Origin of the sequence: Legionella hackeliae (assembly GCF_000953655.1) — a bacterium.
Classification (GTDB): domain Bacteria; phylum Pseudomonadota; class Gammaproteobacteria; order Legionellales; family Legionellaceae; genus Tatlockia; species Tatlockia hackeliae.
This window is the reverse complement of record NZ_LN681225.1, coordinates 69,008-81,622: the sequence shown is the minus strand read 5'-3', so window position 1 is coordinate 81,622 and position 12,615 is coordinate 69,008. Positions and strand designations below refer to the sequence as shown.

Sequence of the window (12,615 nt, the reverse complement as noted above, 5' to 3'; positions counted from 1 at the left end):
CGAACACTCAGAAATTGTCTAGAAGTTCTGCAGTCATTCAATTAGTGACTTAGTTAAAAAGTAGAGACGATATCTCAAAGATACCATCAAACGCTTCAAATAACTCCTGAATATAACAGCCAGTAATCAGAGCAAAACTTCGTATTGAAAAAGGAAGATAGGAGTTTTCAGTGTATTCTCTATCTTCTAACTCACTTATTTGATTAGCAATATAGCTTTGCAACGCCTCGACCATGGGTAAACGACGGCTTACTTCGCCCCGCTCATCTTTCCAAACTTCAATTGCTGCCATTAACTCCTGTAATCCTTTGACTCTGTCTATGATGATACTGTTAGAGAACCAATGGATTGCTTTATCCAGTTCTTGTGTGGCAGTTGAGCGTCGACAAAACCATCCCAGTTTGCTCATCGCTTTCCACCATTGATATAAATGCTGGTCAGAAATCTCAACACCAGCATAGGGGTTTTCTTTGCGTTCGATTTGAAATGCTGATTCTTTCCCAAGCTGGTCTTTAAGCCAGGAAGCAAGGACTTCCACTTGCGCCTTTCTATCACTATCCTGGCGTTTGATAATATGCATATGTTGCCAATTGCATACTTGCAGGTAAAGTTTTTGCAAGGCTTTTAGCCGTTCTTGGGCTCGCTCAATTTGATAATTTTCAATAAGCCTGGATAACTTGGCTATGCTTGCATCTAATTGCTTGGTTTGATGACTATATAAGAAACTCCATGCATTTTTATCACGCGCTACTTGCCACCACGCCTGCAAATCTGGCTTTTTCTTTAATAAATTATGCAAAGCGTTTAACGAATCAGTCGAATTTGAAGCCCTAAAAAAATACATGGATATCAATAGTTGCAAATTTCGGACAAATATAACACAGACATTAATAATATTACAAATTTTAACACTTTCGTTACAATAAAGCCGTTACCATTTTAAGGTAAAATTGGAATTCTAGGACTTTCGGTAAAATCACACTGTCATCAAGGAGGATGTATGCCTGAGATTATTACAAAGTACCCCGAAAAAGTGATTAAAGTATTAAATGGCGCCCATATTCATTGTGGCATTGGCGATAAGCAAGCCATTCTGCGAGGCTGTCCTCAAGATAAATTTTGCGCAACACCGACTGGGGAACTTTGTATTTATGGTCTTAACGACATCACTCAGATGAATCAAATCCATTCGCTTGAATTATGTCGCAACATGGACGTCCTGATGCCTCTAGTTGGTTTATTGTTGGTATCTTTTGCTTTAGGAATGCTTGCAGGAATAAAAATAAGTCAAAATCCCAAAAGCATTCCTAAATCATAATGATACTTGAAAGCGCGCTGTACTCACATCAAAACCCGGTAAATTTTCCTTAGCAGCCAGGCTTAAGAATTCATTCACGCTTTTCGGTTCTGCCCAGAAATGGAGAGGATGACGCTTTATGTGACAAATAGCTAACGCTTCCTTGATATAACTAGAAAACTCTCTGTCGTTAGCATCTTTTTGCAATAGTTGCTCTTGTAATTCACTTAAACGGCTTACCTTATGAGAGCCAAAACCTGAAGTTTTGCGATCGGTCGCTCTTTCAATATTAGTGATAATTTGTTCAAGAATTAGAAATAATTTAATTTTTTCACTACTGCACTCTTTAGACAAAGCTTGCAGAACAACTTCCAGGCACGGTTTATTATGTTGCAATAGCGATACAAGGGTTTTACCTTGTCCATTTTTTTCCTTAATGGCTTGTAGACGTTCATTCTCTGGGATAGCCTGTAAAATCATAGACAATGCTTGTCTATCAAAGGCTGCTTCGTGAAGAACTGTATCGCCGTACAAATTTTTTTGTTTAATAATGTCAAAGGAATAATGCTGTGATAGAGACTTTAAAAGAATTTCTAAAGACACTTTTTGGCGAACAGCTAAATGCAAAACCGTGTCTTTCCTTTGGTTTAATACAAAAAAAACCTTGGTAAACTCATCAGCAGGCAACTTCTGGCGAATAAGCTCTAATGTCTCAGGGAAACCAATCGCGTCATGTAGGGTACAGTTACCTTCGCTATTGAGGCGACTGAGTACATCTAAACATTTTTCCTCTTCAACACTCTGAAGTATTTGATGAAATAATTTCGTTGAGGAAATAGTAAAGTTCAATACATTACTTATGCCCAATTTTTCTTTATTCTTAAAGACAGCTTCCTCGAAAATTACCTGTTGCTGTTGTCGTTCATCCATGGCAATGAGGAGAGATACGTATACATTAAAGGAGAGCGGTAAAAAAATCTGTACCTCTTCTAATAAAGACGCATAAAGCTCAGGAGGGCAAATCATTACCAGAGTTAAAAAATCTTCTATAGTTCGAATTTCAAGATGACTTAAAATTTGTTCTACATAATAAGTCGGTAAAACTTCCTGTATTTCATTTTCTTTTATTGTCTCTAAGGGAGTTTTGTACTGCTGATTTAATTCTTTAATTGCTGGCAAAGGATAACTATCCAAAATGTCTTTTTTTTCAGGGTTGTCTAAAATACTTTGCAAATCACTAGAAGCTGTTTCAACACAGCCACCGGCATATAATTCGTTTAAAACATCTTGCAGACTGATTCCTCGCCTGTTTTTTGCTGCAAGTAAATTTTCCTTAAAGGGGGAAGGTAATGCCTCCACATAACTTATTAAACGCTTGTGGAAAGCATGATTTGCCCCTGCAGTTGCATAAAAAGCACCGGTAGTGGTTTCACTACCTATATTAAAATAGGCAATCACCGTAGAAATCACCTCTCTTGGGGTATCTCCTAATCCCCCTATTAACCATAATCTTTCATACAAAACCGCTAACGCAGGATTATGCTCATAAAGCCTTGTAACCAATGCAGGGTAGTATTGTTCGAAGGTTTGATTAAAAATGCGATGCAAAGAAAAATTAAAATTTGCTATTTGTCTAACATCAAAAACAAGGGATTTATAAGTTACAAAATTTGCCAAGTCGTCAACATCAGCCTTTGTTTTTAATTCAGAAATTGGCACTTCCTGAAAGCAAAAATTGGTGTTCTGAATACTCAGTTTCTTTGTAAGATCAACACGCACAGGTTCAACATCAATAAATTTTATTGCAGGTTGTAGGATGGCAAGCATTTCCCCCATGGTATTAAGCTCTGGAAATATCAATTTAGTCATTTTCCAGTACAGTTGATTACAAGCACCGGTGGGATTTGCAATGAAACTTAAACCCGAATTTGCATTACGAGCTGCACGCTTAAGACAACGTTTTTTAAAGTGGTTAGAGAAATCTTGCTCTTCCTTAGCTAAAAGAGCTGTAAGGAACTCCACTTCATCAGCAAACTCCATTGCCAGGATATAGTCCTTTGCATTGGAACATTCAAGCGAGATACTCCCTTTCAAAGCAACAAAGGTTTCTGCTTCAACAAGCAATTCCTTAATTTTATCGAACATGTCCATCTCTATTATGAAAATGAGCTAAATAGTAATGGATTAGTCAATTTTTATAAAGAGCGGTTTAAAAATAATCTATAAGGGCATCCTTCCAGCGCTACTCTATTGAAGGAAAGATTTGGCTCTGCTTTGCTCGAAACCAATTTAAGGCAATGAGTGTTGCGCCATCCATTATTCTCATCTCATCCATCAATTGATAAACATCGTTACGGCCAATTAGAGAGGTTTTGATTTCCTCTTCATCACCTAAACCATAAAGTCCTGTGGGTGGTACCCCACCGACCTCTGCATAATAGAGATGACATTTTTCGGTCAAAATGCCAGGACTTTTGTATGCGACAGCTATTTTAATGAGATTTGATACTTTGACTCCTGTTTCTTCATACACTTCTTTGCTGGCAGTATTATCAGGATGATCATGTTTACCGACAGTCCCCGAGACACATTCCAAAATAAAGGGATCGTCCTGACCTGGGTTTAAACAGACACCAAGACGAAACTCCTGACATAAAAGAAAGCTGTCGACATCGGGTACATAAAGAAGCACAAGAATAGAATCCGCTTGACTCACTAATTCACGATTTGTGGCTTTAACTACTTTCTTTGTCGGATTGAAACTGGGGAACTCCAGATCATAACTAGCAACGTTTAAGTAGCCTTCATGGCAGACTTTCTTTAAGATACACTTGGTTTTTTTGGCCATGCTTGTCATTTATTCCTTTAAAAAGATGAGTATAGATTAGCTCATTTTGCAAGAAATTTATTAAAACCACTATCTATTTTATTGAAATGAGGTCATCGTGTGGCACGCTAAATACGTTAAATATCCACTTTTTTTCTTGCTGAGTATTCTGGGATTTGCAGAAAATGCTTACTGTCTTTGCCCTTCAAACATCAATGAGATTCAAACGGTTATTGATTTTGATCGTTTGAAATATAACATCCCAGGAATTGAGGCCAGTATCAGTTGTCGTGATGGTGAATCACCTCATGATTTCGTCAGTGGTACAACAACGCTTGACAAAGAAACTCCGGTTAATGCTGCACATTTATTCCAAGTTGGTAGCGAGACCAAATCTTTTATTGCCACCATTCTTTTACAAATGGAAAGTGAGGGTTTACTTTCCATCCACGATCATCTCAGCAACTATTTTGAAAATTTACCGGAAACCTGGCAAGCAATTACTATTGAGCAATTGCTTAACCATAGCAGTGGTCTATTTAATTATACCGATGTACTGGAAGAAATGGGGCGGGATAGCAATTTTGATTTTTCCAAGGATTGGTCTAGCCAGGAATTGATTGAACTTGTCATTGATAAACCGCTTTACTTCCCACCAGGCGGTGGTTGGCATTATTCGAATACCAATTATGTCTTAGCGGGTCTTATTATTGAAAAAGTGACTGGACACTCTTTGAATGAGGCTATTGAATCCAGGCTAACCTCACCTCTTCAATTAACCAACACTTACTATCTGCCAACGGTCTATAATCGAGACATTTTAGACCGTATGGCTCATGGTTATTCCGTAAGAGGATACTTTCCGGATGAGCCCAGAGATATCACCTACACCAGTACCTCCTGGGCAAATGCAGCGGGAGCCATTGTTGCTACTTCCCACGATATGGCTATTTGGTTTAGGCATTTAATGCAGGGTTCTTTGTTAGCCCCGCAACAAATGAGAGAACTCACGACGACTGTTGAGGGAACTCTGCCGCGTAGCACACAAAAAATAGGTTACGGCTTAGGCGTTATGTATGATGAAGAAAGTTTTGGTGAACAAGCCTGGTGGCATAGTGGTGGAACCTTAGGTTACAGCGCTTTGATGGTTTGGTTGAAAAATCGTGACATCGTTATTACCGTCAATATTAATCATGTTTCTGCAACAAAAGATATTTACGGTCTCATGAAAGATCTTGCCAAGTTTATTCAGGACTCACAGCCAGGAATGTCATAGATTTCTATCTCTTTCCTCTACGTCCCGCGGGCAAGCCGCAGGACCTAGGAAGCAATGCCACACACAAGCTAAATTACCTCGCTTAAATAACGTTGTGCCTTCTGTGCATACTCTAGAGGAGGTGCTTTCGCAGGATCTTGCTCTGCTTCAACAATCATCCAGCCTTGATAATTTTGTTGCTTTAACGCTTCTATCATGGGATAGAAATCCAAATCACCATCACCTGGGACGGTAAAAACGCCCTCACGAACAGCATCCATAAAATTGATATGCTCCGTACGCACTTTATACAACACTGACAGCCTGATATCTTTTAAATGAACATAGCGAATTCGTTGTTGATACTTATGAATTAAATGCATAGCATCGATACCAGCAAAAGCAGCATGACCTGTATCCAGTAGCAAGCCAAGTAAGGAGGGGCTTGTATTTAGCATGAGAAAATCGATCTCCTCTTCAGTAAAAACTCCTGTGCCAGCATGATAGTGATAAACGGCTTGCATACCAAAATCATGAGCAATTCTACCCAAAGCATGTAAACCTTGAATGAGTCGCTGCCATTGCTGGTCATTAAATTGGGGCTTTGTTGCCCCTAAAATAGCCTGCTTTGTTTGTTGAATAGCATGGCCGCATTCAGAAACATTAACAAACTGTGCCCCGGCAGAGCGCATAAAACTTAGATGAGTGAGAAAGCGAGACAAGGTTGTTTCATACTGGTCTTCTTCAGTAAAAAATGTACTAAACCACGCACTTGTTAATTCCAAACCTTTATCAGCCAGGCGCTGCTTCAAATCAAAAGCATTACGGGGGTATTTATTCCCCATCTCAGTACCTTTATAACCCGCCAAAGACATCTCATCAATACATTGTTCAAAACTAATGTCTTGTCCAAGGGTAGGATCATCATCGTTACACCAATTAATCGGTGCAATTCCTAATTTAATAGCCATAAATCGTTCTCTCTTAATAAGCTTTAACTTGCTCTATCTGTTGGCACATTTTTTCATGGGCTTGCATTACTGCTATCGATTGAGATTTTTCCGCAATCCCGACTCGCCACCAGGTTTGATAGCCCATAGACATCGTTTTAGGGAGAATCGGTAATACGATAACAGAGGTAAAGGCCTGCTCTTTAGCGTTATTTAACGCCGCTTCAAACCTTTCATAACTGTCGGCATAACTTGTGTGCGCGCCTAAGGCTGCAGCGTATTGGCAAAAATCAATTGCCAAATAGTCACCCTCCAAACGGTTGCTTTGAGGCAAGCGATAGCGAAATTCATTACCAAAGCCTTGACTACCATGTGCTTCTTGTAGATTACGAATGCATTGATAACCGTGATTATCGAATAAAATAATCGTAATTTTTTTATTTTCCTGAATGGAAGTAAGCAATTCTGAGTGAAGCATGATGAAGCTACCATCACCTACCAGTACATAGACTTCTCCTGGTTCTTGCTGCTTAGCCAAGCGAATACCTAATCCTGCAGACACTTCATAACCCATACAGGAATAAGCATATTCGAGATGATAATCTTTAGGCTGTTTAGATTGCCAAAGGCGATGTAAATCACCAGGCAAACTTCCCGCTGCACTGACGATCACATCATTTGCATTGACGAACTGATTCAAAAGACCAAGTACTACAGTTTGATGTAACCCATCTCTTGTTTCTGATCGAACATTACAAACACGACTTACTTCATTAAGCCATTCTTTTTTATAATCTTGAACTAATGTTTGATAGGATGAAGTCGTCTTGTAACTCCCCAGTTCTTGCGATAATTGTTGCAGTCCGAATTTAGCATCGCCGGTTAATGCCAGGCTATCCATTTTTAAAGCATCATAACGACTCACATTAAGATGGATAAATTGACATGCCGCATTTTTAAAAGCCCATTTTGATGCTGTCGTAAAATCCTGAAGTCTTGAACCCACGACCAAAATGACATCTGCAAGTCCTGCAATACAATTTGCAGCCTCTGAACCAGTTACGCCTATGCCACCCACATTGAAAGGATGACTGGCAGGTAGAGCACTTTTGCCCGCTTGAGTTTCAGCAACAGGAATGCCATGCTTGGTTGCAAAATCGGCCAAAGCAGTTGTAGCAAAGGAATAATGAACGCCCCCCCCAGCAATAATTAAAGGGGATTTTGCCTGCCGCAAAAAAGCTGCTGCTTGTTTTATTTTCTCGTCATTAACCTGAGGGCGTTCAACAGTCCACTGTCTTTTGGCAAAAAAAGCGTCTGGATAATCATAACACTCTGACTGCACATCTTGAGGTAAACACAAAGTCACAGCCCCTGTGTCGACTGGATCAGTTAACACCCGAAACGCATTAAGACAGGCTGTCATTAATTGCTCAGGACGAGAAATTCTATCCCAATACTTACTGACTGGTTTTAAGCAATCATTGACAGAAATCGTGTAATCATGGGGGACTTCTAATTGCTGAAGCACAGGATCAGGTTGTCTGCAGCTGAAAATATCTCCAGGCAACAGCAATAAAGGAATGCGATTGGTGGTTGCCGTAGCCGCTGCAGTAACCATATTGGTTGCACCAGGTCCAATCGACGATGTGCAAGCAAAAATCCGCAAACGATTATTTTGTTTGGCAAACGCTGTGGCTGTATGCGCCATACCCTGCTCATTATGACCTTGATAATAAGTTAAGCCACAAGAATCATACTCTAGCGCCTCACCAATTCCGGTTACATTGCCATGACCAAATATACCAAATATTCCTTCAACAAAGCGCTGTTCTTTGTCATCAATTATAATGTACTGATTTGCTAAAAAGCGCACGAGTGCCTGTGCCATCGTCAAACGAATTTTATTCATTTTTTACTCCTTGAATTTCATTGGCTGCCAAACACGCTTGATTGCTTGAGGTTTACGAGTCCATTCATGCTCTTCACAAAATGTCGGTGTGATATAAGGATTATTCTGTTGATGCCTAATAAACCATAAGGTATACATCGCATAACCCGGAGCCACACAATGCGCATGTTCCTGTCCAAGGGCAATTTTAAAGGTATCATTGTGTTCAATACGCAAAACGTCTTTGCCATTCTCACCAAAAGCAAATCCTTGCGGCTCAGAGAAACGATAATGATAAACTTCTGGCTGTGCATGATGATGGGAAGGATAACTAGACCACCTCCCTTGGAAAGTGATGATTTCACCCAATACGAGATTTGATTGCGGTCGATTGCGTTTATCAAAGACTGTTTTTACTAAACGGTAAGACGTATCTTCCAGTAAATCTTTCCCACGATGATCAAACTCTACCAAATTATGTTGGCCAAACAACATCGGTGAAAAAGTCTGAGTATTTTCTGTTTCAATGATTAAAATTTCGCAGTCAGTCAGGGCTTCAACCTGTGCCGCTAATTGAGCAGAACAATGCAATACAATCGGCGCCTCATTAAAATAGTCGGCACGTTCACAGGTTACTTCTTCTTGCTGATAGCTAAAAATTACACGCCCCGTCATTAATACTGCCGCAAATTCATAGTGCAGCCCAAAAGCAAATTTTTGTCCTGCTTTTAATTTCAACGCACTAAAATTCATGTCGACGTTCACACCGGTATCGTGCAGGCGGACAATAGAATTTAAACCATCACTAAAACCGTTGCGACGTTTAATGAGAGTGTCAGCTGCTTCATACGCTTGAGGTTTCTCATGCAACTTTGCGAGAGCCTCACTTTGCCAGACATTAGGGTTGCTATCATAATTTTTTAAAAAATAATTTAACTCATCCCAGTAGGGAATGGCGGGTGCACAACCATGGCGCGTAACAACTAAAGCACCGCAGGCATTACCATAGGTCATTGCAGTTTCCATTGATTCGCCTCGTAATAAGCCTCGAAGCAAGCCCGCCATGAAACCATCCCCCGCACCTAAAACATTCAATACAGGAACTGGAAACGATTTCGAAGACAGAAGTTCAGTTGGATTTTCTAAACAAATTTTACAGCCTTGTGCCCCCATTTTAATGACAATAGGCGCTGCCGTTTTAGAACGAATAACTGTTAATGATGTCTCTAAATTGCTGCTACCACCGGCAATACAAATTTCCTCTTCCGTGCCCACGATTAAATCGCAATCTGGTAACAATTCTTGATAGGAGCGGCTTACTTCTTCATTACTGATAAAACGCGTCTCACCATTGCCAGCATGAGTCAACCCCCAAAGTACAGGGCGATAATCCAAATCTAAAATAACCAAGGTCTGACATTGTCTCGCACGTTTGCTAATCGCATGAGTGGTGGAACGCATGTTTGGTGTGGATAAGCCTGTGCCTGTTAGTAAGAGTGCCTTGGCATTTTTTAATGCGTCATCACTTAAAAACTGAGACTGTATTTGCATATCAGCACAGTCATTTCGATAGAACATTAAAGGAAAATCATGAGGGGGTTTAATACCTAATAACACCAAGCCAGTAAGATGCTTGTTTGTTTCCTGCAATAAATCAATGCCTACACCCTCATGAAGAAGAGTTTGCTTAATAAACTCCCCCATTTCATCCTGGCCTACGCAGGAAAACATCTTCGTTGCTAAACCTAACCGCGCGGAACCGACAGCAATATTGCCTGCACATCCCCCTAAATATTTGCGAAAACTTTTGGCCTCGGCAAGCGTACTGCCAATTTGCTCGGCATACAAATCAACTGCAACTCGACCCATTGCAATTAAATCAACAGGTCTCTCATGAAGAATAGATAAATCAAGCGAAGAGTTAGACATGATTAATCCAAATAAACCGGTAAGTGAGTTTCTAGTGATTGTTTTGCTGCTTTGGCAATTTGTAAAGCGGCCAAAGCATCCCAGCCGGAAACAGGGCTTTGCGTATGGTTTAGCCAAGCTTCATGAAAGGCTCGCAATTCAGCAAGAAAAGCCTGTTGATAACGCTCCAAAAAGAAATATTTAGGATTTGCCTGATTCGTGGTAGTTTGTGAAAAACCTTTTACACCATGGTTAAGTTGATTGTCTGCAAGCAACATCCCTTTGGAACCAAATACCTCCACGCGCTGATCATAGCCATAAACAGCTTGACGACTATTATCAATAACGCCTAAAGCACCATTGGCAAATCGCAGTTGCACAATAGCAGTATCAACATCGTTGTAACTTTCAAATTCAGGATTAATGAGCACAGCGCCACTGGCATAGACTTCAACGACCTTGGAATCCATTAAAAATCTTGCCATATCAAAATCATGAATGGTCATATCCATAAATATTCCACCTGAAGTAGCACAATAACTTTTAGGAGGACATTGGGGATCTCGTGAGGTAATGCGCAATAGTTGTGGTGAGCCTATCTCACCCCTTTTAATCCGCTCTTTGATATTGGCAAAGTTAGTATCAAAGCGTCGATTAAAACCTAATTGCAAAAGAGTTTTGTGATTATCAACTTCTTGTAATGCGCCATGGATATCATCCTCTGGCAAACCGACAGGTTTCTCACAAAAAATGGCTTTGCCTGCTTCACTAGCCGCTTTAATTTGCGCAACATGCAAATGTGACGGGGATGCCACCAGAACAGCATCAATTTGTGGATGCTCAATAATTTCTTCACTCCGTTGACTAACCGTCGGAATTTGCAAAGAGGCGGCCCACTCCTTATCGATAGCAGGATCAGCAATACCTACCAAATTGAATTGTGGTAAATGATGTTTAATATTCTCAGCATGTAATTTACCAATACGCCCCGCCCCTAAAATTCCTATCTGACAAATCTGATTTTTCATAGTACTTTCCATTCATTAAGAGTTACTCAAAATACTGTCTTTCCCCAGCTCAGCTGTTATTGGCAAATTGGTTGTCACTTCCTTACTGACAGGTTGGCCTATGTCTCGTAAGCGTTTGCCAGTTTTTAAATTACGTTCAATTTTTTCCAAAGAAACTCCGGCTGTTTCTGGTACAAAGAAATAGGTCACAATAAATGCAAAAAAACACACTAATGCAAAACTGATAAACATGGTCATTTCACCTAAAGTTTCATAAAGCTTTAGAAATGAAATCGAAACGAAGAAATTAGCAATCCAATGGGTAAGTGATGCAATACTCATCGCTAACCCTCGTATTTCATTTGGATAAATTTCAGCGATTAATACCCAGAATAAAGACCCCAGGCTGATGCAATAACCAATTACATAAAACGTCATGAAAAACAATAACCATAACTGATGACCATCTAGGTAATAAAATACAAAACTAATGCCTAGCAAACTTACCCCGGCAATGAGTGTTCCGATTAACATCATAAACCGTCGCCCCAGGCGATCAACGAATAGCGAGGTAAATACCGTTAATAAGAAGTTCAGTAAACTAATCCAAAATGTCGCAAGAATGGCATTTTTAATTGAAAAAAAGCCTGCTGACATGAAAATCATGGGACCATAAAACATAATGACGTTGATGCCTGAGAATTGTTGAAAAATGCCAAGTGCCATCCCCAGCAGTAATACGAAAATGATGGGTTTTTTTAAAATCAGTCCCCATTGTGGTTTGGCTTGATGAATAGCCTCTTTAATTTCATCAAGTTCAGCATGGATATTTGCATTCTTGGGACGAATTTTGTGTAAAACATTCAAGGCTTCAGCACTACCATATTTTTTCATAAGCCATCGAGGTGAATGGGGTACTAAAAACATGCCGACAAATAAACCTAAAGCCGGAGTTACCCCTAGCCACAAGAGAAGTCGCCAACTCGTAAAATACCAATCATGTAGCGCATACCCCACTAAATAGGCCGCTGCTTGACCAAAGGTAATTGCCAACCCATTAATAAGTAACAGAGTGCCACGCTTTCGTGGGGGTGCAATTTCTGAAATAAAAAGAGGGGCAGCATAAGAAGCAACGCCAATACAAATGCCAATGAGGAAGCGACCACCTAATAAAGAAGAAAAATCAGTCGCTCGAGCACAGAATGCAGTTCCAACAATAAAACCTATAGCAACCAGTTTTAACAAAGTCCGTCGACTTAATTTATCGGCAATCAGACCGGTAAAAGGAATACCGACTATTGAGCCTAAGAGACTAAAACTAACGACTTGCGACCACTGCCAATTTGATAAAAAGAGCTGCTTTGTTACCTGATCTTGAATATCAGCAATCACACAAGAGTCAAATCCAAATAAAAAGCCACCCAAGCCAGCTATGAAGGCCACTACTAATACAAAGCGGTTCAATCCATTGTCCATGAAAATC

The 12,615-nt window shown here is 40.0% G+C and carries 10 protein-coding genes; 2 read left to right on the top strand and 8 right to left on the bottom strand.

Going from position 1 to position 12,615, the window contains the following annotated elements; all coding sequences use genetic code 11:
- Positions 1 to 49: 49 nt before the first annotated feature.
- Positions 50 to 844, bottom strand: coding sequence for a hypothetical protein (locus LHA_RS00375; protein ID WP_045104784.1), 795 nt, complete (start codon positions 842 to 844; stop codon positions 50 to 52).
- 156 nt (positions 845 to 1,000) lie between these two features.
- Here LHA_RS00375 and LHA_RS00370 point away from each other — a divergent pair, with 156 nt between their 5' ends.
- Positions 1,001 to 1,318, top strand: a complete 318-nt coding sequence (locus LHA_RS00370) for a hypothetical protein (protein WP_045104783.1) — start codon at positions 1,001 to 1,003, stop codon at positions 1,316 to 1,318.
- Here the strand turns inward: LHA_RS00370 and LHA_RS00365 are convergent.
- Positions 1,313 to 3,442: a hypothetical protein gene (locus LHA_RS00365; protein WP_045104782.1), complete on the bottom strand. Its 2,130-nt coding sequence runs from the start codon at positions 3,440 to 3,442 to the stop codon at positions 1,313 to 1,315. The two genes, LHA_RS00370 and LHA_RS00365, sit on opposite strands and share 6 nt — an antisense overlap.
- 97 nt (positions 3,443 to 3,539) lie before the next feature.
- The gene (locus LHA_RS00360) at positions 3,540 to 4,145 is read right to left on the bottom strand and encodes an NUDIX domain-containing protein (RefSeq protein ID WP_158644236.1); all 606 of its coding nucleotides are present in this window, start codon (positions 4,143 to 4,145) and stop codon (positions 3,540 to 3,542) included.
- Between the two features lie 97 nt (positions 4,146 to 4,242).
- On the opposite strand from LHA_RS00360, the gene LHA_RS00355 reads away from it, so the two are divergent.
- On the top strand, positions 4,243 to 5,400 hold the full coding sequence (locus LHA_RS00355; RefSeq protein WP_045104780.1) for a serine hydrolase domain-containing protein: 1,158 nt from the start codon (positions 4,243 to 4,245) through the stop codon (positions 5,398 to 5,400).
- Positions 5,401 to 5,468: 68 nt separating this feature from the next.
- Here the strand turns inward: LHA_RS00355 and iolE are convergent, their stop codons facing one another.
- The 5 genes from iolE to LHA_RS00330 are packed head-to-tail and all read right to left on the bottom strand — an operon-like array spanning position 5,469 to position 12,608.
- Positions 5,469 to 6,350, bottom strand: a complete 882-nt coding sequence (iolE, locus tag LHA_RS00350) for a myo-inosose-2 dehydratase (RefSeq protein WP_045104779.1) — start codon at positions 6,348 to 6,350, stop codon at positions 5,469 to 5,471.
- 13 nt (positions 6,351 to 6,363) lie between these two features.
- Positions 6,364 to 8,238 (bottom strand): 3D-(3,5/4)-trihydroxycyclohexane-1,2-dione acylhydrolase (decyclizing), encoded by a 1,875-nt coding sequence (gene iolD / locus LHA_RS00345; protein ID WP_045104778.1) that lies wholly within the window; start codon positions 8,236 to 8,238, stop codon positions 6,364 to 6,366.
- A 3-nt stretch (positions 8,239 to 8,241) separates the two neighbouring features.
- Entirely contained in the window at positions 8,242 to 10,146 is a 1,905-nt protein-coding gene (iolC, locus tag LHA_RS00340) for a 5-dehydro-2-deoxygluconokinase (RefSeq protein WP_045104777.1), read from the bottom strand.
- A gap of 2 nt (positions 10,147 to 10,148) precedes the next feature.
- Positions 10,149 to 11,153, bottom strand: coding sequence for an inositol 2-dehydrogenase (iolG, locus tag LHA_RS00335; protein ID WP_102046618.1), 1,005 nt, complete (start codon positions 11,151 to 11,153; stop codon positions 10,149 to 10,151).
- A gap of 15 nt (positions 11,154 to 11,168) precedes the next feature.
- Positions 11,169 to 12,608, bottom strand: coding sequence for a sugar porter family MFS transporter (locus tag LHA_RS00330; RefSeq protein ID WP_045104775.1), 1,440 nt, complete (start codon positions 12,606 to 12,608; stop codon positions 11,169 to 11,171).
- Positions 12,609 to 12,615 lie beyond the last annotated feature (7 nt).